Genomic DNA, 24946 nt, shown 5'->3' with positions numbered 1-24946 from the left:
GATGAACAATCTGTGGGCAAACGGTGGCCTCAGAACCGGTAGCGACCCTCGGCCCAGGCTCGTTCGGCCGGAGGTGTCACCGCGTCGACAGGTTCACCGTCGCGAAAGTACTGCGTGTGCAGGATCCGGCCTGCGTCGACGGCTTCCTGCCAGGCCTGAGTGGGGCCCTCGCCGAACCAGAGCCACGGGGTGATGTCGTCCATGACGACCACCGACTCGGCGGTAGCGAACGCGCGCAGATCGTCGAGGTCTGCGCAGGCACCCTCCACCGAGTGGTCTCCGTCGATGAAAATGACGTCGAACCGCATGTCCGGATGTTCCTTCGCGTAGGCCGCGATGGTGGTGTGCGAGTCACCCTGGATCAGGGTGTGTCGGCCCGGAAAGTGTTCGTCGATATGGGCTTTCGCGGCGTCGCTGTAGGCATAGGCGGCCAGATCGAAGGACACGACCGTCGTATCGGGCGATGCATCGAGGAACGCCCAGCTCGAGAAGCCGGCGTTGAAGCCGACCTCACAGATCAGCTTCGTACTCGGCCGTGCCGCAAGCGAAGACAAATATGCCTGCTCTGCCTCATCGGCTCCACGCTCGAAAGGTTCTCCAGCAGTGGCTGTCTGGTTTACCAACGCTTCGAGTTCCTGCAGACCCATCTACGTTCTCCTATCGTCTGATTCGGAGCGTAGCCAACTTCGATTCCCCGGGCTGACAACGGCCCGAGCTGTGGCGTCAGCCAGGCGCATCGACGGTCAAGCCGTGCGCCTCTGCGGCTGCCGCCAGCCTGAGGTCATAGGCGACGAACGCCGTGAGATCGTCTCGAACCAACAGTGCGCTGGCCAGATGGATCGCATCGAGGGTGCGCAGCATCGGGTCACCGACTTCGGACGCCAGGTCGGTTGCACGCGAATCGATGGGGACGAGATTGATCTGCGCTACAACTGCCCGAGCAGTTGGCACAGAGCCTGGTGCGTATCGACGCGTTGCGCGCACAACTTCGATTTTGGCCAGTTCGCTACTGACCCAAGGCACTCCCGCTCGCTCTGTCAGCCAGGTCTCTAGGACGTCGCTTTCGGCCTCGTCGAAGATGAGCTTGAGCACAGCCGACGAATCGAGGTAGATCACCGATCGTCACGGATCTCGTCGAGCATCGATTCTGTGGATACTTCTGCGCGCACTCGTTCGGGAAACCGAACCGGAAGAGTTGCGGCCGTCAATCGTCCCTCGGCAACGAGGCGATCGACAGCGGTGCGACCAGGGTCGGGTGGCACGAGCAGCGCCACGAGCTTGCCACGATCGGTGACCTCGACAGTTTCGCCGGCCTTCACCCGCGCCAGGTAGCGGCTGGCGTGTTGCCGTAACTCCCTGATGCCGATTCGCTCCATCGCACCAAAGTAGCACTTCATGTGCTACTGCGCGGGAGGATTCGCGTTCCGCCAATTGCAGGTGAGGTTTCTGCAGCAATCCGTCTGACGGCTGCTGTCCGGTCTTCCGGACTCCCAGCTCTCCCATCGCGATTCGACGTTCGGACACTGTACTCGACCAACAAACGAGGGTTGCACGTGATCAGTGATGTGCTTTACTGACCGCGTGATGACCCGTGCGCAGGACTGGTGGCCGCTCTAACAGCGGCTTGCAAAAATTGTGCATTCGGCCGCCTGTCGTGCGGCCTGACAACTCCCTTCGCGGGATCTCACACGGGTTTCACGTTCAGGCGGCTGCCTACCGAGGAGGCCGACCACCTTGTACGACGACAACGAACTCAACCGATCCGCTCCGAGACTGGGCGAGATACTCGTGAGCTCTCGATCGCTCGCGGAGTACCGAGCAATGTTCTCACTCACCGAGGATGACCTGAACAGTCGAATCCTCGATTGCCCGAGCGGTGCAGCATCTTTCACCGGCGAACTGAACGGACTCGGCGGCAAAGCCACAGCTTGCGACAGCGCATATTTCGATGCCACCCCTGCCGACCTCGCCGCTATCGCGATCAACGAGGCGGAGCGAGGCAACGCCTTCGTTCACACCCACCGTCACGATTACACATGGACATACTTCGCCGACCCGGATCACCACGAACGGGTCCGAGAAGATTCGGCAGGCCGGTTCGCAACGGATATCAACGATCATCCAGAGCAGTACGTTCCGGGCAGGCTCCCTTCACTGCCGTTCGGCGATGACAGCTTCGACCTCGTGCTCAGTTCCCATCTGTTGTTCAGCTACTCCGATGTTTTCGATCACCAGTTCCACATCGACTCCATCACCGAACTGGCCCGCGTCAGCCGCAGTGAGGTGCGTATCTTCCCTCTGGTCGCAGTCGGCGAGTCAACACCGTATCCACATCTCGGCGAACTACTCGAGAATCTCGCAGATCGCGGGATCGACAGTCGGATCGTGCAGGTGGACTACGAGTTTCAGCGGGGTGCAGATGAGATGCTGGTCTGCAGTCGGGGGCCGACCCGGTCAGTCGATCGAAGTGAGAACGACCCAGAGGAGTGGATCCATCGGTGAGCGCCTCTTTCGACTACCGGGTCAATTTTTCCGTCGACGACGCCGAGCTGTCGCAGCTCCATCAGAGAGCATTCGGCGGAGGGTACGAACTCACTCCCTGGCGGGCCCGATTGGACAGGCACAGTAAATCGTGGGTGGGCGCGTTCACCAGCGGCCGGCTGTGCGGGTTCGTACACGCAGTGTGGGATGGAGGCAGACACGCCTTCCTCCTCGACACCGTCGTCGACCCCGCGCTGCAACGGCGCGGCATCGGAACAAGCCTCGTAACACGCATCGTCGCGGATCTGCGAGGGTCAGGGATCGAGTGGGTACACGTGGACTACGAACCACACCTCCGCGAGTTCTACTCTGCCGGATGTGGATTCAGAGAGACCACCGCGGGGCTGCTCCGGCTCGAATAAGGCGATCCCGAGGTCGGAGGTCTCCGCGCTCCGCAGCTGCAATCCGAGGTTCTTGCCTACGAATTATTCATCTGCCCACCATCACAGGTGGACATCTGAACAATCTGTGGGCAAACGGTGGCGTCAGAAGGGCTAGCGGCCCTCGGCCCCCGCGCGGGCAGCCGGAGATGTCACCTCGTCGACAGGTTCACCGTCGCGGAAGTACTGCGTGTGCAGAATCCGGCCTGCGTCGACGGCTTCCTGCCATGCCTCGGTGGGGCCTTCACCGAACCAGAGCCACGGGGTGTTGTCGTCCATGATCACCGGTGAAGCTACCGATAGACGTCCCGACGATGAGCAATTGCGATCACTCGCACGACAATTCGATCTTCATAGATTTGGTAGACGACACGGAACTCACCGCGCCGAGCCGAAAACTTACCTTCCAGTCGATCTCGAAGCGGCTTCCCGACTCGGTACGGATTCTCCGCCAGCGGACCACGAATGAATTCCCAGCAGGCGACGGCGATTGATTCGGGTAACTGGTCGGTGAGCGCCTTACGAGCCGCGGCGGTCAGCTCGATCGCATAGCTCACTTCGGAAGCCGACCACGCTCACGCATCTCGGCAGTGACGTCGTCGAGGGAGTAGACCTCGCCTCGATCCTCCGCCGCCTCGGCGTCCCTGATTTCTGCCATCAACGACTGATCACCGAGGATTTCGAGCGTCTCCATGATCGAGTCGTAGTCGTCCGCGCTGAGCATGACCACCGCACGACGGCCCTGCCTGGTGACCTCGATCCGCTGATGGGTACGGACGGCCTCGTCGACGAGTTTCGACAAGTTTGCTCGAACTTCGGCAAGCGGCAGGGTCGTCATGTACAGAATTCTAGCGCGAATGACCGTGGACACCCCGGTCCTGCTGGGGCCGACGTCTGAGCCACGTTGTCTCGCCGAGGCCCGCGGTCAACCGAACGCGCTCAGTCGACCACCGAACGGACGATCTCGGCGATTCGCTGCGCAGTATCTTCGTCCACGGTCTCGAAAAACCACGCCGCCGGCATCAACTCCCCGTCCGTGCCACCGGCAGCGCGGAAGGCCACCTTCTCGGTGATTGCAAGATTCAATCGATCGTCGTTGCGCAGTGTCACAAGCGCCGGCGTGCTCGCCGACTTCGCATAGGCGGGCATTCCGTACCAGATCCGCGGCTTCAATGTGGGGGCCGCGGACACGATGATGTCGTGTACACGCTGCATGACCGAACGCCGCGGTTCGTCCATCTTCGAGATCTTCTCGATCACCTGAGTCAGGTTCTTTTCGTCCTTCGACGACATGTCATGTCCTTTCGTCAACCGATGTCGGGCATCGGCGGAATGAAGATGGCGCATTCCTGCGCCGCACCCCATCCGGACATGTCCTGAGCTGGTCAGGCCTCTCCTCGATGATTCACGTGGTTGCCACGTGGAAGCGCAGTGGGTGGCACGTACCACCGCGGTAAGAATATCTGACACTCGGTGGTACTGCGCCACCGATTCTGCGGATTCGTCGACTAGACGTTGAAACGGAACTCCACCACATCTCCGTCGGACATGATGTAGTCCTTGCCCTCGATGCGTACCTTGCCTGCAGCTTTGGCCGAGGCCATCGAACCTGCGGCAACGAGGTCGTCGAAGGAGACGATTTCGGCCTTGATGAAGCCGCGCTCGAAGTCGGTATGAATGACGCCCGCAGCCTGGGGTGCGGTGTCACCTCGATGAATTGTCCACGCGCGGGCCTCTTTCGGGCCTGCGGTGAGGTAGGTCTGCAGGCCGAGAGTGTGGAAGCCGGCGCGGGCGAGAGCGTCGAGGCCGGGCTCGGTCTGTCCGACCGATTCGAGCAGTTCCGCTGCCGACTCCTTGTCGAGTTCGAGCAGTTCCGACTCGATCTTCGCGTCGAGGAACACGGCATCGGCGGGCGCGACGAGGCGCGCGAGTTCACCGATCTTCGCGTCGTCGGTGAGCACCGACTCGTCGGCGTTGAAGACGTAGAGGAACGGCTTGGTGGTGAGCAGCTGGAATTCACCGAGCAGCTCGAAGTCCAGCTTCGCCTTGGCCGAGAACAGCGTCTTGCCGTCGTTCAGCACGGCCTGTGCTGCCAGCGCCGCGTCGAGAGCAGGCTTGCGATCCTTCTTGATCCGCACCTCTTTCTCGAGGCGCGGGATGGCCTTCTCTAGCGTCTGCAGATCGGCGATCGCGAGTTCGGTTTCGATGACCTCGATGTCTGCGGTCGGGTCGACGCGACCGTCGACGTGCACCACGTCGTCGTCGGCGAAGACACGAACGACCTGGCAGATGGCGTCGGCCTCACGAATGTTGGCGAGGAACTTGTTGCCCAGGCCTGCGCCCTCGGACGCGCCCTTGACGATGCCGGCGATGTCGACGAACGACACCAGCGCGGGCACGAGCTTCTCCGAACCGAACACCTCGGCCAGCTTCTCGAGCCGGGGATCCGGCAGCGCGACCACACCGACGTTGGGCTCGATGGTGGCGAACGGATAGTTCGCGGCCAGCACATCGTTGTTGGTCAGTGCATTGAAGAGGGTGGACTTGCCGACGTTGGGCAGTCCGACGATTCCGAGGGTGAGGCTCACGGTCTATGGAGTCTACTTTGACGACACCACCAGCTCGGACAGTGCCCGGCCAGCGTCGATACTCGAAGCGCCGAGGGGTGCAAGAACGACGTGATCCGCTCCCGCCTCGTGGTGCTCCGCCACCCGCGAAGCGATCTTCTCGACGCTCCCCCACGCGACCAGGGCGTCGACCAATCGGTCGCTGAGCTGGTCGACGTCGGCCTCGGTGAACCCCATGCGCAGAAAGTTCTGCCGATAGCCGGGAACCGTGGCGAGAAAGCTCAGCGGCTCACGGGCGGCTGCACGGGCACGATCCGGATCGGACTCCACGACGACGAACTGATCGACGACCAGCTCGGCCGTCCCCAGAGAGGGTCGCGCCTGCGCCGTCCATTCGGGCGTCACAAGCAGCCCGATCGCGCCGGCAGCGCGGTCCCGAGCCATCTCCAACTTCTTCGGCCCGAGCGCCGCGAGCAGAATCCGATCCACGGGCACGGCAAGGTCGTCGAGGTAGCGGTGCAGCCCCGCCAATGGCCGCGCGGTTTGCGGCCCACCGAGCCCGAGGACGAATCGACCCGACTCTGCGAGTTCCTCGAACAGCTTTCCTGTCTGCTCGGGTGAGAACACGTCGACCGGCACGATCCCGGGGACGATGGTGGCGGTCTCGGTGGCACGGACCAGATCGACCAACCTGCCGAGTCGATCGATCTGCCCGCCCGAGGGCCACAGCGCTGTGAAGCCATACGACTCCAGCGTGCGTGCGTCGTCGAGATGCGACGGTGAGAGGTCGATGGAAATGCCGATTCGGCCGAGGTTCAGTGTGTCCATGCCCCCGACGCTAGGACCTCGAGTTATGTCGAGGTCAAGTGTTGGGACCTAGTACGAGTTCGCGACGACCAGCGCAATGAAGACGAAGTACAGAACTATGAGGACGACGAATATCCCCAGCGACAGTTTCCCGAAGAACCCGGCACGATTCGACGAATAGAGCGCGCCCTGAGCGTCTCCCATCATCCACAGCGGGTGCACCTTCAGTGCGTGATTGAACGCGGGGATGGCCAACGGCCAGAAGAAGATGATGGCAACGACGGCCCACCCCGCATTGGACGACGGCAGAGTCGGCGCCTGCGCATAGGGCTGCGCTGCCGGATAGGGCTGCTGGATCTGCTGGAACTCCGACTGCTGGTACGGATTCGACATGATCATTTCCCCCGATTGTTCGATGACGGACAGCTAGTAGGACGCCGCACCGACCCGTTGGGTTCCATCGAATTGAATCCGGGCGATCTCGAGTTCAGGTGGTGATCGCCGAATTCGGATCCCAACTTGCCAGGATCGGCAGGATTTTCGCAGTGTCCGAGCCATCCTCGATTGTGTAGACGACAAGACTCTGATCGGGCTCGCTGGGCGAGGTCAACAGCTCGATTCTGAACTGCAGGGTGCCTGCTGCCGGGTGCTGAATGATCTTGGTTGCGCCCGCGAATTCGGCGACCTCGTGATCGCTCCACCATTGCTCGAAACAAGACTCGCTGGAACGCAATTCGTCGATCAAGGAAATGAGCGCACGGTCCCCGGGTCGACGAGCGAGGTCGCGGCGCAGCCCGGCGACCGAGGCGGCCGCGAACTGCGACCAGTTGACGATTCGCTCGCGGGCGAGGGGATTGCGGAACAGATAGTGGAAGAGCGAGTCTCCGGCCGACGACGGCAGACTCAGCACCGATCGAACCAGCGCGTTGCTGGCCAGGATGGCACCGCTACGACCGAGCAGAAGCACCGGAACGTGATCGAGCGCCTTCATGACCTGGAGCAGCCCTGGATCCGGCTGCTGAACAGCGTTGTCTGTCGATGCGGCAGGGGACGCGAGATCGAACAGATGAGCCGACTCCACCTCGTCCAGCCTCAACGCCCTGGCGATAGCTCGCAGCACCTCGATCGAGACGTTCGCCTGCCGACCCTGCTCGAGTTTGCTGTAGTAATCGGGGCTCACCCCGGCCAGGGCAGCAAGTTCTTCCCGCCGCAGTCCAGGCACTCGTCGGGCACCGGGATACGTGTGCAGTCCGGCCTCGATCGGGGTGATGCGGTCGCGCCGATCACGCAGAAACGCGCTGAGGGCGGACCTGTCCTTGTTCACGAATTCCACAGTAGCGACATGGGCGATCACCAACCTGGTCATGACAGACCTAGGCAGAGTGACGCCTGGTTGGCCAGCTGGCCCGCCCGTAGACATGACGTCATGACATCTTCTGCACCACAGCAACTTTTCGGACGCACCGCCGTCGTCACCGGATCGACCAGCGGAATCGGTGCTGCCATTGCGCTCACCCTCGCGGCTCAGGGGGCATCGGTGGTAGTCAGCGGCCGCGACGCCGAGCGCGGCAAGTCCTTGGCGCACCGCATTTCCGAGACAGGCGGCACTGCGGCCTTCGTCGACGTCGATCTCTCGGGTAGCTACCACGAGCTCCGCGAGTTCGCTGCCCGCGCCACCGACGCTCTCGGCGGCCGCGTCGACATTCTCGTCAACAACGCCGGCATCTATCCCGCCACTGCAACCGCAGATCTCGCCGACGAACAACTCGACGCCATGCTCGCCGTCAACGTCCGAGCTCCGCACGTGCTCGTCGGCGAACTGGCACCGGCCATGGCCGAGCGCGGCAGTGGCGTGATCGTGAACATCGGCTCGTGGATGGCCACGATGGGCAGCCCGTTCGCCGCGATGTACTCCGCAACCAAGGCCGCCGACGAACAACTCACTCGCAGTTGGGCCGCCGAGTTCGGTCCACGCGGTGTGCGGGTCAACGCCCTCGCACCCGGTGCGACGTTGACCCCGGGCAACGAGGATGCGCGAGAGGTGTTGGACGCCATGACCGCAGGAACGCCCGCGGGCACAGTGCTCTCGCCGCAGGACATCGCGAACGGTGTGCTGTTCCTGGTCTCCGACGACGCCTCGATGGTGCACGGCACGACGCTCTACGTCGACGGCGGGATGACGGTCACCCGCGGATGAATACGCGCACTGCGGACCGCTACTGGAGTGCTGTCTTCAGTGTCGAGGTCGCCTCGGCCAACCGAGTGACGGCGTCCCAATCCTTCTGTGCGACGGCCGAAGCCGGAGTGAGCCACGATCCCCCGACGCATCCGACGTTCGGCAACGCCAGGTAGTTCGATGCATTGGAGGTCGAGATTCCACCCGTCGGGCAGAAGCGTGCGGCCGGGATCGGCGAATGAATGGACTTCAGGAAATTCGCGCCACCCGACGCCTCGGCAGGGAAGAACTTGAGCTCGGTGTAGCCGGCCTCGAGGAGGGTGAGCACCTCGGACACCGTTGCGGCACCGGGCAAGTGGGGCAGCCCGGTGTCTCGCATCGCCTTGGTCAGTGACGGCGTACAGCCGGGCGAGACCAGGAACTGAGCACCCGCATCGGCGGCCTGCTTGGCCTGGCCGGGAGTGATGATCGTGCCGGCACCGATGAGAATGTCGGGAACCTCGGCGGCGATGCGCTCGATGGCGTCGAGCGCCACCGGAGTCCGCAGGGTCAACTCGATGACGGGAACTCCGCCCGCCACCAGGGCGCGGGCGATCGGAACGGCGTGTTCGAGATCGTCGATGACGACGACGGGAATGACGGGTACGCGGTCGAGCAGGGATGCAGTCACGGTGTTACTTTCTCTCGAATCGGGTTCTCGGGTCAACGCATCACGAACATCGCGCCCTCGTCGGCCGGACCGACGAGCGCACGCATCCCGGAGAACAGATCACGACCGGTGCTCGACCACTCGTCGGCGTCCAACACGCGACCGGTGACCGGCCGTGCCTCGAATTCGGCGAGCGGAACGTCGATCGACAATGTGCCACCGAGAGAATCGACGGTGATCATGTCACCGTCGAGGATCTTGGCGATCGGTCCACCGCTCGCCGCCTCGGGCGTGAGATGAATTGCCGCAGGCACCTTTCCGGAAGCTCCGGACATCCGGCCATCGGTGATCAGCGCGACGGACCGGCCGCGGTCCTGCAGGATGCCCAGCGCAGGGGTGAGCTTGTGCAGTTCGGGCATGCCGTTGGCCTGCGGTCCCTGGTACCGCAGCACCGCGACGAAATCGGTGTCGAGCAGGCCTGCATCGAATGCTGCGAGGAAGTCCGCTTGATCGTCGAACACCCGCGCCGGACCGCTGACCACCCGATGCTCCGGTGCCACCGCAGAGGTCTTGATGACGCACTTGCCGATCGGCCCGGTCAACATCTTCAATCCGCCGTCGGCGCTGAACGGCTCGGTTGCGCCGCGTAACACGCTGGCGTCGTGACTGATTCGAGTTCCGTCCTGCCACATCACCCCGTCGCCGTCGAGCTTCGGTTCCTGGGTGTAGCGCGAAAGCCCCTTGCCCGCAACGGTCGTGACGTCCTCGTGCATCAGTCCGGCGTCGAGCAGGGATCCGATGATGAAACCGAGACCGCCTGCTGCGTGGAAGTGATTGACGTCAGACTGGCCGTTCGGGTAGATCCTGGCCATCAGCGGCACCACGGCCGATAGATCGGACAGGTCCTGCCAGGTCAACGTGATTCCGGCGGCCTTCGCGATGGCGACGAGGTGCATCGTGTGGTTGGTCGAGCCGCCGGTGGCCAGCAGTGCGACGCAGCCGTTGACGATGGACTTGACGTCCACGGCCTCCCCCACCGGCGTGTAATTGTCACCGAGCGACGTCAGACCGGTGACGACGTGGGCGGCCTCGCGCGTCAATGCGTCGCGCATCGCGGTTCCAGGGTTGACGAACGACGACCCCGGCAGGTGCAGACCCATGACCTCCATCAGCAGCTGATTGGAATTGGCCGTTCCGAAGAACGTGCAGGTACCACTGCCGTGATACGACGCGGCCTCGGCGTCGAGCAGAGCCTCGCGGCCCACCTTGCCCTCGGCGTAGAGCTGGCGCGCTTTTGCCTTCTCGCCGTTGGGGAGTCCGGACGTCATCGGACCGGCGGGCACGAACACCGCGGGAAGATGGCCGAAACTCAGTGCGCCGATGAGCATTCCGGGGACGATCTTGTCGCACACCCCGAGCATGAGGGTGGCGTCGAACATGTCGTGGGACAGGGCAATTGCGGTCGACATCGCGATGATGTCCCGACTGAAGAGCGAGAGCTGCATGCCGTCGCGGCCCTGGGTGATGCCGTCGCACATGGCGGGGACTCCCCCGGCGAACTGCGCGATGCCACCGGCATCGATGACGGACTTCTTCAGCACGGCGGGGTAGGTCTCGAACGGCTTGTGCGCCGAGAGCATGTCGTTGTACGCCGAGACGATGGCGATGTTGGGCTTGACCATGCCGCGGAGCGCTTGCTTGTCGGCCTTGCCGGAGGCAGCGAAGCCGTGGGCGATGTTGGCGCAGGCGAGGCGACCGCGGGCCGGGCCTCGATCCCCTGCGGCGGCGATTCGAGCGAGGTAGGCGGCGCGAGCGGACTGGCTACGGTCTGCGATGCGGTCGGTGACCTGCCGCAGGACCGGGTGAAGTGTGTCCATGAGTATCTCCGATGTTCGGTCTCTCATCACTCACCTTAAGGCCGCTTAGGTCGATCGACAACCCAACTTATGTTTTTCGAAGTTATAAGTGGGACTTCTTAGGCTGTTGCCGTAAAAGTTGCCAGTTGGTTGAATGGCGTCTATGTCGATGCCGCGCCTGAGCGCTCCACCTGCGACGGCAGGTGAGGTTTTCGCTCTGGTTCGCGACGGAGAAGCAGACACCCGTGCCGAGTTGGGCCGGATCACCGGACTGTCGCGGTCGGCCGTCGCCTCCCGCGTCGCCGCACTCACCGGCCTCGGCTTGGTCATCGAAACCGAGGACACGCACTCGACCGGCGGCAGGCCCCCGGCGAGACTGTCCTTCGACATCGACGCCGGAGTCGTGCTCGCCGCCGCGATCGGACGCAGCCGGTCCCAACTGGGTGTCTTCACCCTCGGCGGCGAATTGCTCGCGAGCGACACCGTCGACCAGGAGATCGGCGTCGGCCCGGACGAACTGATGCCGCAGATCACCAAACGACTGCAGGCGCTTCTCGACGAGTCGCACCGAACCGGACATCGCATCCTCGGGGTCGGGCTGTCCATCCCCGGCACCGCCGACACCGACCGAGGGTGCAGCCTCGACTCGCCCATCATGCACGGCTGGGACGGGGTGCCGCTGGCACCGTTCTTCGCCGACACCACGACGGCTCCGGTGTTTCTCGACAACGACGCCAACGCGATGGTCCTCGCCGAACGTCGGGACAACAGAGATCGCTTCCAGAACGCCCTGTTGGTCAAGGCCTCGACGGGTCTCGGTGCCGGGATTGTGGCAGGCGGCGCACTGCAACGTGGATCACTCGGAGCTGCAGGAGAATTCGGCCACACCAAGACCGCAGCCGCCGCAGGGGTCGCCTGCCGATGTGGCGACAGCGGCTGCCTCGAAGCCATCGCAGGCGGCTGGGCACTGGTGCGCACACTCAACGAGCAGGGCCGCGAAGTCGGCCACGTGCGTGGCGTCGTCGATCTCGCGGTGAGCGGCGACCCCGAAGCACGCAGGCTCATCCGCGACAGCGGTCGCCACATCGGCGAAACCCTGGCCGGGGCCGTGAACCTGCTCAACCCCGAGGTACTCATCATCGGCGGCGACATGGCGAACGCCTACGACATCTTCGTCGCCGGGCTGCGTGAAACCGTCTACGGAAACGCCACCGCCCTGGCCACCAAAGCCCTCACCATCCAGGCCACCACCCACGGAGACCTCTCCGGGGTCATCGGCAGCGCCGCGCTGGTACTGGATCAGGTGCTCAGCGCCCGCGCCGTCGACGACGCCCTGGGTAGCTGACCGGCGGGCTTCATCGGCCCTAATTGCCGCTCGTCGCACTCCAGCGACCGCCGGGCGCACCACGGAGCATCGATTCGAGGACGCGCACCTGCGCCGACCATAAGGTGATCGCAGTCACACCTGCGAGCATGGAGACCCCACACATGTCACTGAAAGCGGCCGACGAACCACACGTCGAATTGCTGAAGACAGATCCCGACCTACCGCCCGTCGGCGTCGTCGAGTCACATCCGATGACCCCGATCAAGCGCCTGATGCTCGTCGCCATCGGCCTTCTCGGCGGTGTTGCGTGGACGATCATCGCGATCGTCCGCGGCGAGAATCCCAACGCCGTCTGGTTCGTCATCGCCGCGGTGTGTACGTACATCTTCGCTTTTCGCTTCTACGCCAGGCTGATCGAACGCAAGATCGTCTTCCCACGCGACGACCGCGCCACTCCTGCCGAGATTCTGGAAAACGGCAAGGACTACATGCCGACGGACCGTCGGGTGCTGTTCGGCCACCACTTCGCCGCGATCGCCGGAGCAGGCCCGCTCGTCGGACCCGTCCTCGCCGCTCAGATGGGCTACCTCCCGGGCACCATGTGGATCATCATCGGCGTCGTATTCGCCGGTGCCGTACAGGATTTCCTGGTGCTGTGGATCTCGACGCGTCGCCACGGCCGCAGCCTCGGCCAGATGGCCCGCGACGAACTCGGAGTCGTCGGCGGCACCGCCGCTCTGGTCGCGGTGTTCGTCATCATGATCATCCTCATCGCGGTGCTCGCACTCGTCGTCGTCAACGCACTCGCCGAGAGCCCATGGGGCGTCTTCTCCATCGCGCTGACCATCCCGATCGCGCTGTTCATGGGCGTCTACCTGCGCTTCCTGCGACCGGGCAACGTCACCGAGGTCTCGCTCATCGGCGTCGTCCTGCTGCTGCTCGCCATCGTCGCCGGCGGCTGGGTTGCCGAAACCGACTGGGGCACCGACTGGTTCACCCTCTCCAAGGTGACCGTCGCCTGGCTGCTGATCGGCTACGGCCTGCTCGCCTGCATCCTGCCGGTGTGGCTGCTGCTCGCCCCGCGCGACTACCTGTCGACGTTCATGAAGGTCGGCACCATCGCCCTGCTGGCCGTCGGCATTCTCATCGCACGTCCCGAGATCCAGATGCCCGCGATGACGAGCTTCGCCACCGAGGGCAACGGCCCGGCATTCGCAGGGTCCCTGTTCCCGTTCCTGTTCATCACCATCGCCTGCGGTGCACTGTCGGGCTTCCACGCTCTGATCTCCTCCGGCACTACGCCGAAGCTGCTGGAGAAGGAAAAGCAGATGCGGATGATCGGTTACGGGGGCATGCTCACCGAGTCCTTCGTGGCCATCATGGCACTGATCACCGCGTGCATCCTCGATCAGCACATCTACTTCGCACTGAACGCACCGACAGCGCTCACCGGCGGGACTCCGGAGACCGCGGCGGAGTACGTCAACGGACAGGGACTGAGCGGCGGCGACATCACCCCGGCCGAATTGAGCCAGGCCGCAGCCGATGTGGGCGAGGAATCGATCATCTCGCGCACCGGCGGCGCACCGACGCTCGCATTCGGCATGTCCGAGGTACTGCACCAGGTGTTCGGCGGGCCGGGGCTCAAGTCGTTCTGGTACCACTTCGCGATCATGTTCGAGGCATTGTTCATCCTCACCACGGTCGATGCAGGCACCCGCGTCGCACGCTTCATGCTCTCCGACAGCATCGGCAACCTGCCCGGCGCGACGGCCAAGAAGTTCAAGGACCCGTCCTGGCGGCCCGGAGCCTGGATCTGCTCGCTCATCGTCGTCGCAGCCTGGGGCGCAATCCTTCTCATGGGTGTCACCGATCCACTGGGCGGCATCAACACCCTGTTCCCGCTGTTCGGTATCGCCAACCAGCTCCTCGCCGCGATCGCACTGACGGTGGTACTCGTCATCGTCGTCAAACGAGGCCTCTACAAGTGGGCGTGGATCCCCGGAGTTCCACTCGCCTGGGACCTCATCGTGACGATGACGGCGTCGTACCAGAAGATCTTCTCCTCGGTCCCGGCCATCGGATACTGGACGCAGCACTCGCAGTTCCGCGACGCCAAGGCGCAGGGGCTCACCGAGTTCGGCACCGCCAGAACACCCGAGGCCATCGACGCCGTCATCCGCAACACCTTCATCCAGGGCACACTGTCGATCATCTTCGCGGTACTCGTCCTGGTCGTCGTGTTCGCCGGAGTGTGGGTGTGCATCAAGGCCGTGCGGGGAGACAACCTGCCCGACAACGAGGAGCCCGAGGTGCCGTCGAAGATCTTCGGCCCCAGCGGTTTCGTTCCGAGCCCCGCGGAGAAGAAGATCGAGGCCGAATGGGACGAGCTGATCGAGGCGGGCACCGTCCGCCGCCCCGGATCGGCGCACTAGATGCGCGGGCTGTGGTGGTGGATCACCTCGGTGATGGGCGACCACGATTACGACCGTTACGTCGCCCATCTGGCCCGCCACCACCCGGGTCAGGAACCACCGACCGTGCGGCAGTACTGGAAGGACCGACACGCGGAGGCGGACCGAAACCCGGGGGCTCGATGCTGCTGACACGGTGATGTCCGATTTCCGCTAGCACCGACGCGTCCGCGCTGACACAGTAGGTGCATGAGCAGCGAACGGCACGTGCAAGAACTGGACTTCGATCGGTGTTATCGCGCGGTCTCCTCGCGTGACGCACGGTTCGACGGCCAGTTCTTCACCGCCGTCTCCACCACCGGCATCTACTGCCGACCCTCCTGCCCGGCCCGCACCCCCAAGCCTGGCAACGTCTCGTTTCTGGCCACTGCAGCGGCGGCGCAACAATCCGGCTACCGAGCCTGCCGCCGCTGCCAGCCCGACGCCACCCCCGGGTCACCACGCTGGAACATCCACTCGGACCTCAGTTCTCGCGCCATGCGGCTGATCTCCGACGGAGCCGTCGAACGCGGTGGCGTCGACGGCCTCGCCAGCACCCTCGGCTACTCGACCCGCCAGCTGACGCGCGTGCTGACGGCCGAGGTCGGTGCAGGCCCGCTCGCATTGGCCCGCGCGCACCGCGCCCACACCGCCCGCACCCTTATTCAGACCACCGACATGTCGATGGCCGACGTCACCTTCGCAGCCGGCTTCTCCAGCGTCCGGCAATTCAACGACACCATCAAGGAAGTCTTCGCCGCCGACCCGTCGACATTGCGCCGAGAAGCGCACCGCACCGCCGTCCCGACAGCGGGTGGAACGGTCACCCTGCGATTGCCGTACCGCCCACCGCTCGACCGCGGCTGGATCGAGTGGTTCCTTCGAGGCCACGTGGTCGAGGGCATCGAATCCTTCTCCGAGGACGGCGAATACGTGCGATCCCTGCGCCTGCCGCACGCAGCCGGCCTCGTGGTGTTGCGGGTGATGGACGGATTCGTCAGCGCCGCAGTGACATTGCAGGACATGCGTGATCTGGCCCCCGCCGTCGCGCGGATCAGACACCTGCTCGATCTCGACGCCGATCCACTCGCTGTCGACGACGCCCTGCACACGGATCCGCAGCTCGCACCGAGCGTCGACGCGCACCCGGGCATCCGCGCCCTCGGAGTGGTCGACGGCGCAGAGATGTTGCTGCGCACCGTGATCGGTCAGCAGATCTCGCTGAAGGCCGCGGCCACCCACACCGCCCGGCTCGTCGATGCTCTCGGTTCACCGCTCGACCTCGGCAACGACGCCGTCACCAGGCTGTTTCCCGAACCAGCCGTCATTGCCGAACGGGGCCACGAGGTACTCACCGGACCCGCCGCCCGGGTACAGACCGTCATCCGCGTCGCCGACGCCATCGCGTCGGGAACCGTCGTGCTGCATCCCGCGCGAGAAGGGCCGGAACTGGAGCGAGAACTGCTCGCACTCAAAGGAATCGGGCCCTGGACCGCCCGGTACGTCGTCATGCGACTACTCGGCGATCCCGATGTTCTGCTCGACACCGATCTCGTCGTCCGCCAAGGCGCACAGGCGCTCGGCATCTCGTTGAACAATTCTGCCCGCTGGGCTCCGTGGCGTTCGTACGTCTCGATGCACCTGTGGATCACCGCACTGGAAAGAAGAGAAGCATGACTGCCACCGCCGCCACCCAGGACACCCCGATCGGGCCGTTCAGCACCATCGTCGACGCCGATCAGCGCGTCCTCGCATCCGGGTGGACCGCCGATGTCGAGGAACTCCGCGTCCTGATCCACCCGACGATGCGACCCGACAGCGTCCGCACTGCGGCCGACCTCGGCGACGTGACGCGCGCCGTCGAGAACTATCACCGCGGTGAGCTGACCGTCATCGACTCCGTTGCCGTCGCGCAACGATCCGGCGAATTTCTCATGCATGCCTGGGGAGTACTCCGCACCGTCGAACCCGGTGCGCCGGTGACCTACTCCGAGTTCGCAGAACTGTCCGGCAGACCGACAGCCATCCGCGGTGCTGCGTCGGCGTGCGCTCGCAATGCCGCCGCCCTGTTCGTGCCGTGCCACCGGGTGGTGCGCATCGGCGGGGCGCTCGGCGGTTTCCGTTGGGGGCTGCCGGTGAAAGAGTGGTTGTTGGCGCACGAGGCGGCCTGATCACCCCCGTCGACGGGTGGTCGGGTGGCGGTGACATACCGGCTGGGCACGCCGGGACGTTATGGTTCTTCACGAACCGCCACCCGCCGAATGTGAGGACCCCACAGTGACCGAATCGGCAGTTCCCGGTAAGACGTCGAAGTCCGAGACGCCCGGCAATGATCGCGGTGACCTCATCGGGGTCGGCGGTCTGTGGCTGGCCAAGTGGTCGCTGATCCTCATCTCGATCGCAGCCGGAGCATGGGTACTGGGCTGGCTGATCGGGCACCTCTGGGTCATCCTGCTGCCGGTCCTGCTCGCCGTGATCGTCGCGACGGTGCTGTGGCCGCCGGCGAAGCTGATGATGCGACTCGGATTTCCTCCCGCACTGGCCGCGTCGGTCTCACTCGTGGTGTTCTTCGTCGTCATCGGCGGCATCATCACACTGATCGTCCCGTCGGTCGCCGAGCAGGCACCGGAGTTGGTCGACCAGGCGTCGGGCGGTATCGCGCAGGTTCAGGACTGGTTGAAGGGTCCGCCGCTGAACATCGGCGACGACCAGATCGACTCGGCCGTGTCGGCCATCGTTGCGCGGCTGCAGGACAGCGGCGAGGTCATCGCCACCGGCGTGTTCACCGGTGTATCCGCTGCAGGCTCGTTGCTGATCACCCTGGCGCTGGTGTTGGTGCTGACGTTCTTCTTCGTCAAGGACGGACCGAAGTTCCTGCCGTGGTTGCACGGATTCTCCGGTGGCCGCGCCGGACGCCATCTGGGCGAGGTGCTCTCACGGATGTGGGCGACGCTGGGCGGGTTCATCCGAACTCAGGCCATCGTCAGTTTCATCGATGCCTTCTTCATCGGTCTCGGACTGGTGATTCTCGGCGTTCCGCTGGCGCTGGTGCTGGCGACCCTGACGTTCATCGGTGGCTTCATCCCGATCGTCGGTGCTTTCGTGGCGGGCGCTCTCGCTGTGCTGGTGGCCCTGGTGGCGAACGGGCTGACCACTGCGCTGATCGTGCTCGCCATCATCGTCGCGGTGCAGCAGTTGGAAGGCAATGTGCTGCAGCCGATCCTGCAGAGCCGCAGCATGAATCTGCATCCGGCGATCGTGCTGCTGGCCGTGGCGGGCGGCAGCTCACTGTTCGGCATCATCGGCGCGTTCCTCGCCGTCCCGGCGGCGGCGGTTGCTGCCGTGCTGATCAGATACCTGTCCGAGCAGATCGACGAGCGCTCGAACGAACCTGATCAGGACGATCTGGAGGATCAGGCTCCGCTGCCCGACGGGTTGACCGAGGAGCAGGCCGGTCTCGACGAAAAGAAGGACGCCGAATCGGACAAGCCGGCCTCGGGTCAGGACGCGACGACCTGAAGAGTGGAGCCGGTGCGCTCCCGCTTGACGTAGAGGCGGCTGGGAATGCGCTGCCGCATCTCGTCGACATGGCTGACCACGCCGACGACGCGTCCGCCAGCACGTAATTCGTCGAGAACCGCCATCACCGATTCGAGGGTGTCGGCGTCGAGCGTGCCGAATCCTTCGTCTATGAACATGGTGTCGAGGACGACCCCGCCGGATTCGGCGGCCACGACATCGGCAAGGCCCAACGCGAGCGAGAGCGACGCGAGGAACGCCTCACCGCCCGACAGTGTCTTGGCCGAGCGCACGACGCCGGTGTAGTCGTCCCTGATGTCCAGTCCGAGACCGCCCCGTTTGCCGCGGACGCCGGCCTCGTCGGAGTGCACGAATTCGTAGCGGCCCGAGGACATTCGCCGCAGCCGCGCAGAGGCGGACTCGGCTACGTCCTCGAGTCGGGACGCGAGGACGTAGGAGCGCAACGACATCTTGCGTGCATTCTGCCCCCGGCCCGCTACCACGTCCGCCAGGTTGGCGAGCTCGTCGAATTCGGCACGTTGTGGCGCGATGGCCTGGGCGGCGGTGAACAGTTCGGCGATCAGCCGTTCCAGATCGTCTGCGCGCCTTCGGCATTCCGCCACCGCCGCGGCGGCGGCCCTGACCTGGTCGTCGAGCTCGGCGCACGCCTGCTCGAGCGGGCCCAGATCCACCGGCGGCCGACCGGCCACGTCCACGATGGCGGGCTCGCGCAGCACGTGCTCGGCATGCGCACGCGCCTCCTCGGCGGTGCGCAACTCGGTCTCGATCTGCTCGACGCGGTCGGCCGCCAGCACTGCCCCTGCCGCCGCGTCGACGGTCTCGAAGTTCGACGCCTCCACTCGTCGGTCCAGTTCGGCTGCCAGCTCATCGGCGCGAGCAGTGGCGCCGAGCCAGGCGATACGCGCATCCTGAATTCGCCGGGCACCGTCGATCAAGGCTTCTCGCTCCGCGATTCGGTCTGTCAGCGACGCGCCCTCGTCCACCTCCTCGGCGATCGACGCACGCATCTGCGCCAGCGATTCCTCGGTAGCCGAGATACGTTCGTCCACGGCACTACGCGAGGCCACGAGGTCGTGGAGTGTGACCGTCAGCGCGTCGGACTCGCTCCGCAGGCGATTCAGTTCTGCGGTTGCAGATTCCACATCGGCGGCACGTGTGCGGGCGTCCTGCACTGCGGTGGTCGCGGCATCGAGGATTTGGGTCAAGTCCGCAGCGGAGGCCCCTCCGGTGCGGTCGTGCAGCAGGTCCACACCGCGTTGCGCTTCTGCGACAACCGCGACCGCCTGGTCGAGCGCAGCAGCAGCCTTGCGTTCTGCGGCGGCGGCCTTGTCTTCCTGTGCCTTGGTCACCGTCGATGTGGACGCTGCAGCGGGATGGGGGTGCACCTCCGATCCGCACACGACGCACGGCTCCCCCGCCTCCAGACGGGCCGCCAGCTCGGCTGCCATCCCGTCGATGCGTCGCTCACGGAGATCGAGCAGGTGCTCCCAGGCCGTGTTGTGCGCGGCTCCCGCGGTGTCGCGGGCACGTTCGGCCGCGGCCAGAGTCGCGCGTTTGCGTACCAATTCGAGTGCGGACTCGGCTGCCGTGCGAGCCCGACCGCAGCGCTCCTCGAGGCCCGGCAGCTCTGCCGCAGCCGAGGACGCCCGTGCCACCCGTGATTCGACTGCTGAGATCTGCTCGGGCATCGAGGCCTGCGAGTGCACGGTGCGTTCGATCGACGCTGCGGTAGTACGTTGCTGCGCACGATATTCGGCGAGGGTGCCGTCGAGTCGGTCGGCTTCGCGGGCGAGCCCGAGCAGCGACTGCAGCCGCGCGACATCGGTGGTCCAGTCGCGCACGAACTGTGCAACGACCGTGCGCTCGGCCGACGGATCCGCCGGCGCGGGTGGCCAGTGCAGCGCGGTGTGGAAGCGTCGCCCCTCCGCGGTTGTCGGAAGGGCACGCTCCGCCGCCGTGAGTGCGGACGTTGCGGCGTCGGTGGCCAGTCGTGCGAGACGGAGGTCTGCGGCAGTGTCCGCGATCGGTCCGGCGGCCGCGGAATCGGCGAGCTCGGTTCTGCGCGCTGCTCGCGCCGTCTCGCCCTCCCGATATTGTGCGAGTTGCCCCTCGGCGAGTGCCCGTCGCCGCTGCAGATCGACAACGGTGGTGGCCTTCGTCAGAGCTGCCGACGCACGCCGAGCTGCCGCGTCGATCAGCACCGCCCGACCCTGCGCGAGGGTCCGATTCCGGCGGGCATCGTCGAGGACGTCGGCCGCCCATTCGAGGGGGTCCGGCTGCTCGCCGCCCTCCCCCGCGGGCTCGGGAACTCCCGATGCCTGCGATACCCGGCCGAGCATGATGTCGATCGCGTGGTGAGCGTCGGCGAGTTCGGCGGCGAGCTCCCGGCGACGCTGCGCGAACCACTCTTCGACGTCGCCGAATCGACCTGTGTCGAAAAGTCTTTCGAGCAGATTTCCGCGTTCGTCGCTGTCGGCTCGGAGGAATCGCGCGAACTCACCCTGCGGCAGCAGCACCACCTGAAAGAACTGGTCGGCACTCATCCCGAGCAGCGCGTTGACGGCGTCACCGATCTCATTGAGCCGGGTGAGGTTCTGCCCGCGGCCGTCGAGCCAGGTGAGACTGGCCTTGGCGTGTTGCTTGGTGGTGCCCGTGCTTCGGAGCTTGGGCCGCAGGAACTCCGGACTGCGCACAATTCTGATGCGCCGCCCACCGAGTGTCGCTTCCAACGTCACCTGTGGCACCGCGCCCTTGGCCGCGTGATCGGACAGCAGCCGCTTGCCCTCGCGACGAGCTCCGGGCACTGTTCCGTACAGCGCGAACGCCACGGCGTCGAGCACCGTCGTCTTGCCGGCTCCGGTGTGGCCGTGCAACAGGAAGAGCCCGTCGGCTCCCAGCGCATCGAAGTCGACCGTCTCGGTGCCCGCAAAGGGGCCGAAGGCGGTGATCTCGAGCGAATGCAGCCTCATGCAGCACCGCGGCCGGCTGTGGTGGCCGTCCCGCGGAGGGCCTCGGCCTCGTGTTGCACGGAGGCCAGAGCACGAGCCAGGAGCGCGGACTCCGCTGCCGTCGGCACGCTGCGCATGTCCGTCACGAACGAGGTGGCGATGTCGAGATCGCTGCGGCCGCGCACACGGTCGCGGTAGCGAAGCTCTCCGGATCCCTCCGGGCGACGCCATTCCAGGTGGATAGCGTGCGGAAAACGCTGCTGCAGCAGGCGCATTGCGTCGACCGGACGTACCTCGTCGGTGAGCACGGCGGAGACGTAATGGTCCTCGAACTCGCAATATGCTGTGTCCGTTGTCAATTCCTCGACCGTGCCTTCGATGCGGGCGAGCCCGCGCACCACCGGCAGGTCCACTCGCTCGACGCTGCCCAGCCCGTTCGCGTCGAGTTCGAGAATCCACACCGCCTTGTGGTGCGACCGCTCGCCGAACGAATAGGGCAGGGGCGAACCGGAGTATCGCACCCGATCGGTGAGGGTCTGGGGCGAATGCAGATGTCCGAGCGCCACGTAGTCGACCCCGTCGAACGCCGACGCAGGCGCAGTTTCGATACCGCCGGAGGAGATCGACCGCTCCGACCCGGTCGCCTCACCGCCGACGATGAAAGCGTGGGCGAGCACGACGGAGCGAACACGTTGCCCTGCCTCGCTTCTCGTCGCGAGGTCGCCGCGCACCCGATCCATCGCGGCGCCGAGCACGTCGGCATGGGTACGCGCAGTGGGAACGTCGAGTTCGAGGCGAGTGGTTTCGGGCTCGAGATACGGAATGCCGTAGAACGCAACGCGGCCGTGCTCGTCATCGATGACGACCGGGGTGGCGACGTCGCCCACCCGCGTCATCAGATGCAGCCCTCCTGCCGAAGCGAACGCAGCGCCCGCGCCCAGTCGCGCGGGTGAATCGTGGTTTCCCGACGTCGCGACGATCACGGCACCGGCCGCTCGAATGGCCTCCAGTCCGCGGTTGCAGACCAGGACGGCATCGGCACTGGGCACAGCGCGGTCGTAGATATCGCCCGGCACCACCACCACGTCGATCGATTGTGCCGCAACCAGTTCCGCGATTGACCCCAGCACAGCGCCCTGATCGGCCAACAGGTCGACACCATGAAAGGTGCGACCGATGTGCCAGTCCGAGGTGTGCAGGATTCTCATACGGACGACGCTATCGGGAACCACCGACAAACTCCTCGAGGTGCCTCGGCCTGTCGGACGTGAGCTGCGGTCCACAGCCTTCGCGAACCGAAGTTGTCGGTACCGTCCTGCATCATCTGCCCCATGAACATTCTCACCGCGTTCGGACTGCTCGTGGCGCTCGGTATCGGCGCGGTCGTCGGCTGGTTGCTGCACGCATCACGGATGGGCGATCGTGCCGTTCGAGCCGAAGCTCAACTGGCCGCGCTGCGCGAGCACGAGGGCATGCTTCGGCAGTCGCTGAGTGCGGTCAACGAGGATTCGGCGCGTCGCAATTCGACCGTGATCGGCCAGCAGGTCTCGCACCTGGTCGAGCCGTTGCACGACGCCGTCGATGCGCTCTCCGAGCACGTCCGGCAGGTCGAGCACAATCGCATCCGGGCGTACGCGGGATTGTCGGAGCAGGTCACCGGTATGCATCGTGCGTCGATGCATCTGTCTACCCAAACCGGTCAGCTGGTCACGGCGCTGCGCGCACCACAGATCCGGGGCCGGTGGGGCGAGATCCAACTCGAGCGGGTCGTCGAGCTCGCAGGCATGCTCAAGCACTGCGATTTCGAAACGCAGGTGAGCAAGGACGGCATCCGACCCGACATGATCGTCCGTCTCGCCGGCGGTCGGCAGATCGTCGTCGACGCCAAGGTGCCGTTCGCGGCGTACCTCGACGCCGCCCAGGACGAGGATCCCGACGCGCGGGAGAAGAATCTGCGACGCCACGCCAAACAACTGCGGACCCACATCGACCAGTTGGCCGACAAGGCGTACTGGCAGGCGTTCGAGCCGACGCCGGAATTCGTCGTGCTGTTCGTTCCCGGCGACCCGTTTCTCGACGCGGCCCTGACATCGGACACCGGTCTGCTCGAGTACGCCTTCGGTCGGAACGTGATCCTGGCCACCCCCACCACCCTGGTCGCGTTATTGAGGACTGTCGCCTACACGTGGAAGCAGGAGTCACTGGCCGAGGATGCTGCACGCATCCAGCAACTGGGACGCGAGCTGTACACGCGGATCGGTGTGGTCTCGACCCACCTGGACAAGCTCGGTGCCCACCTCGGCAAGGCCGTGGAGTCCTTCAATTCCACCGTCGGGTCCGTCGATACCCGGGTGAGCGTGACGGCGAGAAAGCTGCACGAGCTCGAGTTGTTCGACGCCGAGCCGGTGGACATCGCCCGAGTGGACGAGCGGCCCAAACTGTCCGATTCGTCCCGCTACCGGCACGACTTCGGTCATGTCAGCGATGCAGTCGGCTGAACAACGGCTAACCTCGGGGGGTGTCTACCTCCCAACGTGCCCGCTCCGGGGTACCGCTGGATCACCGATCCATCCTCGCGACCCTGCCCGGCGTTCCTGCATGGGGTGCCGTCGCGATCGCCGCGGGACTGACTTTTCTCGGATTTCTGATCGATGCCGCACGCGGTACCGAGCTGACCGGTGCGTTCGCGTTCATGTACGTCCTGGGCTGCATCGCAGGCGTTCTGCTCGTCCGCTTCCGCGGACTGTTCACCGCGATGGTGCAAGCCCCACTGATCCTGTTCGTCGCCGTGCCGCTGTCGTATCAGTACTTCACCGAGAACGCAGGAACCAGCCTCAAGGACATCCTCCTCAACGTCGCCATTCCGCTGGTCAACCGGTTTCCGCTGATGTTGCTCGGCACATTGGTTGCCGTCGGACTCGGAGTCCTACGCATCGTGCTCAAACGGCAGAACACGCATGCCCCCACCCTTCGACGCAGCCCGAAGCCCAGCGACGACAAGCCCACCAGAGCCCAGCGCCGGGCACAGGAAGAGCGCCCCGAACGGTCGCGCAGGCGAGCAGCCGCAGCCGATCGCAGCACCGACTCCGCGGCCGAGGCCACCGACATCGTGCCCGGGCCGTACGTCGGTCGCCGAAGCACCGATTCTCGTCCGCGTCCTGACACCGAATCTCGCTCCAGTTCGACCCCTCGCCCCGGCTCTCGCTCTGCGGCAGATCCCACCGCAAGCCCCCGGCGATCGGCTGCAGCACCGCAGACTCGATACGCCGCCACCGACTCCCCTCGGCAGAACTACAAGCCCGAATACCAGCGAACGCAGTATCCGCAGGCACAGTCACGTGAACCGCAGCCACGCGAGACACAGCGACCACAACCGTCCGAGTCGCGCTACTCGGCAGAGCCCCGGTATTCGACCGAACCTCGTCGCGAGCGATCGGCCCGGATTCAGGCTCCTCGCGAGGTTGCCGATCCGTACAGCACCGGAGCCAGGCCCGTCGTGACTCCTCGGACGAGCGCATCCACTGCACACAATTCGTCCGCAGGTGACGGCCAGGGAGATCACGCTCTGCCCACCTCGCACCGGGACGACATTCCCCCGCATCCGGTGCCGCGGGTTCGCTATCGCGACCGCCACAGCGACTAGCGCGAACATCGAAAAACGCCTCGTATCGGTTTCCCTGCTCCTGGGCAGGGGTTCCGATA

General features: G+C 65.2%; 26 protein-coding genes. 11 read left to right on the top strand and 15 right to left on the bottom strand.

Features of this window, described 5'->3' with window-relative positions; translation table 11 throughout:
* Positions 1 to 29: 29 nt before the first annotated feature.
* The 3 genes from AB0366_RS17840 to AB0366_RS17830 all read right to left on the bottom strand — a co-directional run bounded on the left by AB0366_RS17840 (position 30) and on the right by AB0366_RS17830 (position 1376).
* Positions 30 to 647, bottom strand: coding sequence for a class I SAM-dependent methyltransferase (locus tag AB0366_RS17840; RefSeq protein WP_366245060.1), 618 nt, complete (start codon positions 645 to 647; stop codon positions 30 to 32).
* Positions 648 to 723: 76 nt separating this feature from the next.
* Positions 724 to 1116: a type II toxin-antitoxin system VapC family toxin gene (locus AB0366_RS17835; RefSeq protein ID WP_366245059.1), complete on the bottom strand. Its 393-nt coding sequence runs from the start codon at positions 1114 to 1116 to the stop codon at positions 724 to 726.
* The gene (locus tag AB0366_RS17830; RefSeq protein ID WP_128645360.1) at positions 1113 to 1376 is read right to left on the bottom strand and encodes a type II toxin-antitoxin system prevent-host-death family antitoxin; all 264 of its coding nucleotides are present in this window, start codon (positions 1374 to 1376) and stop codon (positions 1113 to 1115) included. Before AB0366_RS17830 ends, AB0366_RS17835 begins: the two co-directional genes overlap by 4 nt.
* 412 nt (positions 1377 to 1788) lie before the next feature.
* Here AB0366_RS17830 and AB0366_RS17825 point away from each other — a divergent pair, with 412 nt between their 5' ends.
* Both AB0366_RS17825 and AB0366_RS17820 read left to right on the top strand, forming a co-directional pair.
* Positions 1789 to 2502, top strand: a complete 714-nt coding sequence (locus AB0366_RS17825) for a hypothetical protein (RefSeq protein WP_366245058.1) — start codon at positions 1789 to 1791, stop codon at positions 2500 to 2502.
* Positions 2499 to 2903 carry a GNAT family N-acetyltransferase gene (locus tag AB0366_RS17820; RefSeq protein WP_366245057.1) on the top strand — a complete coding sequence of 135 codons (405 nt, stop codon included), beginning with the start codon at positions 2499 to 2501 and terminating at the stop codon, positions 2901 to 2903. Before AB0366_RS17825 ends, AB0366_RS17820 begins: the two co-directional genes overlap by 4 nt.
* 132 nt (positions 2904 to 3035) lie before the next feature.
* Here the strand turns inward: AB0366_RS17820 and AB0366_RS17815 are convergent, their stop codons facing one another.
* The 8 genes from AB0366_RS17815 to AB0366_RS17780 form a co-directional block, all read right to left on the bottom strand.
* Positions 3036 to 3200 (bottom strand): hypothetical protein, encoded by a 165-nt coding sequence (locus AB0366_RS17815; RefSeq protein WP_366245056.1) that lies wholly within the window; start codon positions 3198 to 3200, stop codon positions 3036 to 3038.
* Positions 3201 to 3214: 14 nt separating this feature from the next.
* On the bottom strand, positions 3215 to 3478 hold the full coding sequence (locus AB0366_RS17810; RefSeq protein WP_121873313.1) for a type II toxin-antitoxin system RelE/ParE family toxin: 264 nt from the start codon (positions 3476 to 3478) through the stop codon (positions 3215 to 3217).
* Entirely contained in the window at positions 3475 to 3759 is a 285-nt protein-coding gene (locus tag AB0366_RS17805) for a type II toxin-antitoxin system Phd/YefM family antitoxin (protein WP_121873585.1), read from the bottom strand. Before AB0366_RS17805 ends, AB0366_RS17810 begins: the two co-directional genes overlap by 4 nt.
* A 101-nt stretch (positions 3760 to 3860) precedes the next feature.
* Positions 3861 to 4214 carry a DUF1801 domain-containing protein gene (locus tag AB0366_RS17800; RefSeq protein ID WP_366245055.1) on the bottom strand — a complete coding sequence of 118 codons (354 nt, stop codon included), beginning with the start codon at positions 4212 to 4214 and terminating at the stop codon, positions 3861 to 3863.
* A 215-nt stretch (positions 4215 to 4429) separates the two neighbouring features.
* Positions 4430 to 5509, bottom strand: a complete 1080-nt coding sequence (gene ychF / locus AB0366_RS17795) for a redox-regulated ATPase YchF (protein WP_032380545.1) — start codon at positions 5507 to 5509, stop codon at positions 4430 to 4432.
* Between the two features lie 12 nt (positions 5510 to 5521).
* Entirely contained in the window at positions 5522 to 6316 is a 795-nt protein-coding gene (locus AB0366_RS17790; RefSeq protein ID WP_366245054.1) for a TIGR03620 family F420-dependent LLM class oxidoreductase, read from the bottom strand.
* A gap of 48 nt (positions 6317 to 6364) precedes the next feature.
* A complete protein-coding gene (locus tag AB0366_RS17785; protein ID WP_366245053.1) occupies positions 6365 to 6694 on the bottom strand; it encodes a CD225/dispanin family protein in 330 nt (109 codons plus the stop codon).
* 88 nt (positions 6695 to 6782) lie between these two features.
* Positions 6783 to 7619 (bottom strand): helix-turn-helix transcriptional regulator, encoded by an 837-nt coding sequence (locus tag AB0366_RS17780; RefSeq protein WP_366245052.1) that lies wholly within the window; start codon positions 7617 to 7619, stop codon positions 6783 to 6785.
* A 102-nt stretch (positions 7620 to 7721) separates the two neighbouring features.
* On the opposite strand from AB0366_RS17780, the gene AB0366_RS17775 reads away from it, so the two are divergent.
* Entirely contained in the window at positions 7722 to 8492 is a 771-nt protein-coding gene (locus AB0366_RS17775) for an SDR family oxidoreductase (RefSeq protein WP_366245051.1), read from the top strand.
* 19 nt (positions 8493 to 8511) lie between these two features.
* Here AB0366_RS17775 and eda read toward each other — a convergent pair whose 3' ends face one another.
* Together eda and edd are read right to left on the bottom strand one after the other, a co-directional pair.
* On the bottom strand, positions 8512 to 9141 hold the full coding sequence (eda, locus tag AB0366_RS17770; protein ID WP_366245050.1) for a bifunctional 4-hydroxy-2-oxoglutarate aldolase/2-dehydro-3-deoxy-phosphogluconate aldolase: 630 nt from the start codon (positions 9139 to 9141) through the stop codon (positions 8512 to 8514).
* A 32-nt stretch (positions 9142 to 9173) separates the two neighbouring features.
* A complete protein-coding gene (gene edd, locus AB0366_RS17765) occupies positions 9174 to 10997 on the bottom strand; it encodes a phosphogluconate dehydratase (RefSeq protein WP_366245049.1) in 1824 nt (607 codons plus the stop codon).
* Between the two features lie 142 nt (positions 10998 to 11139).
* Between edd and AB0366_RS17760 the strand changes: the two genes are divergently transcribed.
* The 6 genes from AB0366_RS17760 to AB0366_RS17735 all read left to right on the top strand — a co-directional run bounded on the left by AB0366_RS17760 (position 11140) and on the right by AB0366_RS17735 (position 18275).
* Positions 11140 to 12321: an ROK family protein gene (locus AB0366_RS17760; protein WP_366245048.1), complete on the top strand. Its 1182-nt coding sequence runs from the start codon at positions 11140 to 11142 to the stop codon at positions 12319 to 12321.
* Positions 12322 to 12464: 143 nt separating this feature from the next.
* Complete coding sequence (locus AB0366_RS17755; protein WP_366245047.1) at positions 12465 to 14738, top strand: carbon starvation CstA family protein; 2274 nt, start codon at positions 12465 to 12467, stop codon at positions 14736 to 14738.
* Positions 14739 to 14909: a YbdD/YjiX family protein gene (locus AB0366_RS17750; RefSeq protein WP_072692145.1), complete on the top strand. Its 171-nt coding sequence runs from the start codon at positions 14739 to 14741 to the stop codon at positions 14907 to 14909.
* A gap of 57 nt (positions 14910 to 14966) precedes the next feature.
* The gene (locus AB0366_RS17745) at positions 14967 to 16433 is read left to right on the top strand and encodes an AlkA N-terminal domain-containing protein (RefSeq protein WP_366245046.1); all 1467 of its coding nucleotides are present in this window, start codon (positions 14967 to 14969) and stop codon (positions 16431 to 16433) included.
* Positions 16430 to 16927, top strand: coding sequence for a methylated-DNA--[protein]-cysteine S-methyltransferase (locus AB0366_RS17740; protein WP_121873323.1), 498 nt, complete (start codon positions 16430 to 16432; stop codon positions 16925 to 16927). Before AB0366_RS17745 ends, AB0366_RS17740 begins: the two co-directional genes overlap by 4 nt.
* A gap of 61 nt (positions 16928 to 16988) precedes the next feature.
* Positions 16989 to 18275: an AI-2E family transporter gene (locus AB0366_RS17735; RefSeq protein WP_121873324.1), complete on the top strand. Its 1287-nt coding sequence runs from the start codon at positions 16989 to 16991 to the stop codon at positions 18273 to 18275.
* On the opposite strand, the gene AB0366_RS17730 is transcribed toward AB0366_RS17735, so the two are convergent.
* Both AB0366_RS17730 and AB0366_RS17725 read right to left on the bottom strand, forming a co-directional pair.
* Complete coding sequence (locus tag AB0366_RS17730; protein ID WP_366245045.1) at positions 18257 to 21265, bottom strand: SMC family ATPase; 3009 nt, start codon at positions 21263 to 21265, stop codon at positions 18257 to 18259. The two genes, AB0366_RS17735 and AB0366_RS17730, sit on opposite strands and share 19 nt — an antisense overlap.
* Positions 21262 to 22452 (bottom strand): exonuclease SbcCD subunit D, encoded by a 1191-nt coding sequence (locus tag AB0366_RS17725; protein WP_366245044.1) that lies wholly within the window; start codon positions 22450 to 22452, stop codon positions 21262 to 21264. The genes AB0366_RS17730 and AB0366_RS17725 overlap by 4 nt, the downstream gene beginning before the upstream one ends.
* A gap of 123 nt (positions 22453 to 22575) precedes the next feature.
* Here AB0366_RS17725 and AB0366_RS17720 point away from each other — a divergent pair, with 123 nt between their 5' ends.
* Positions 22576 to 23742: a DNA recombination protein RmuC gene (locus AB0366_RS17720; RefSeq protein ID WP_366245043.1), complete on the top strand. Its 1167-nt coding sequence runs from the start codon at positions 22576 to 22578 to the stop codon at positions 23740 to 23742.
* A 20-nt stretch (positions 23743 to 23762) separates the two neighbouring features.
* On the top strand, positions 23763 to 24887 hold the full coding sequence (locus AB0366_RS17715; RefSeq protein WP_366245042.1) for a DUF6542 domain-containing protein: 1125 nt from the start codon (positions 23763 to 23765) through the stop codon (positions 24885 to 24887).
* The last annotated feature ends 59 nt before the right edge of the window (positions 24888 to 24946 follow it).

It is taken from the genome of Rhodococcus sp. NPDC076796 (assembly GCF_040702765.1).
In the GTDB taxonomy this organism is placed as follows: Bacteria; Actinomycetota; Actinomycetes; order Mycobacteriales; family Mycobacteriaceae; genus Rhodococcoides.
The sequence above is the reverse complement of the archived record's forward strand: the minus strand, read 5'-3'. Positions and strand labels throughout refer to the sequence as shown.

Excerpts from the sequence above, each read along its gene's own strand:
- AB0366_RS17750 (WP_072692145.1), top strand. The coding sequence starts at position 14,739 with ATGCGCGGGCTGTGGTGGTGGATCACCTCGGTGATGGGCGACCACGAT.
- AB0366_RS17775 (WP_366245051.1), top strand. The coding sequence starts at position 7,722 with ATGACATCTTCTGCACCACAGCAACTTTTCGGACGCACCGCCGTCGTC.
- AB0366_RS17790 (WP_366245054.1), bottom strand. The coding sequence starts at position 6,316 with ATGGACACACTGAACCTCGGCCGAATCGGCATTTCCATCGACCTCTCA.
- edd (WP_366245049.1), bottom strand. The coding sequence starts at position 10,997 with ATGGACACACTTCACCCGGTCCTGCGGCAGGTCACCGACCGCATCGCA.
- AB0366_RS17815 (WP_366245056.1), bottom strand. The coding sequence starts at position 3,200 with ATGGACGACAACACCCCGTGGCTCTGGTTCGGTGAAGGCCCCACCGAG.
- AB0366_RS17740 (WP_121873323.1), top strand. The coding sequence starts at position 16,430 with ATGACTGCCACCGCCGCCACCCAGGACACCCCGATCGGGCCGTTCAGC.
- AB0366_RS17725 (WP_366245044.1), bottom strand. The coding sequence starts at position 22,452 with ATGAGAATCCTGCACACCTCGGACTGGCACATCGGTCGCACCTTTCAT.
- AB0366_RS17730 (WP_366245045.1), bottom strand. The coding sequence starts at position 21,265 with ATGAGGCTGCATTCGCTCGAGATCACCGCCTTCGGCCCCTTTGCGGGC.
- AB0366_RS17760 (WP_366245048.1), top strand. The coding sequence starts at position 11,140 with ATGTCGATGCCGCGCCTGAGCGCTCCACCTGCGACGGCAGGTGAGGTT.
- AB0366_RS17805 (WP_121873585.1), bottom strand. The coding sequence starts at position 3,759 with ATGACGACCCTGCCGCTTGCCGAAGTTCGAGCAAACTTGTCGAAACTC.
- AB0366_RS17840 (WP_366245060.1), bottom strand. The coding sequence starts at position 647 with ATGGGTCTGCAGGAACTCGAAGCGTTGGTAAACCAGACAGCCACTGCT.
- AB0366_RS17785 (WP_366245053.1), bottom strand. The coding sequence starts at position 6,694 with ATGATCATGTCGAATCCGTACCAGCAGTCGGAGTTCCAGCAGATCCAG.
- AB0366_RS17830 (WP_128645360.1), bottom strand. The coding sequence starts at position 1,376 with ATGGAGCGAATCGGCATCAGGGAGTTACGGCAACACGCCAGCCGCTAC.
- AB0366_RS17735 (WP_121873324.1), top strand. The coding sequence starts at position 16,989 with ATGGTTCTTCACGAACCGCCACCCGCCGAATGTGAGGACCCCACAGTG.
- AB0366_RS17755 (WP_366245047.1), top strand. The coding sequence starts at position 12,465 with ATGTCACTGAAAGCGGCCGACGAACCACACGTCGAATTGCTGAAGACA.
- AB0366_RS17720 (WP_366245043.1), top strand. The coding sequence starts at position 22,576 with ATGAACATTCTCACCGCGTTCGGACTGCTCGTGGCGCTCGGTATCGGC.
- AB0366_RS17745 (WP_366245046.1), top strand. The coding sequence starts at position 14,967 with ATGAGCAGCGAACGGCACGTGCAAGAACTGGACTTCGATCGGTGTTAT.
- AB0366_RS17800 (WP_366245055.1), bottom strand. The coding sequence starts at position 4,214 with ATGTCGTCGAAGGACGAAAAGAACCTGACTCAGGTGATCGAGAAGATC.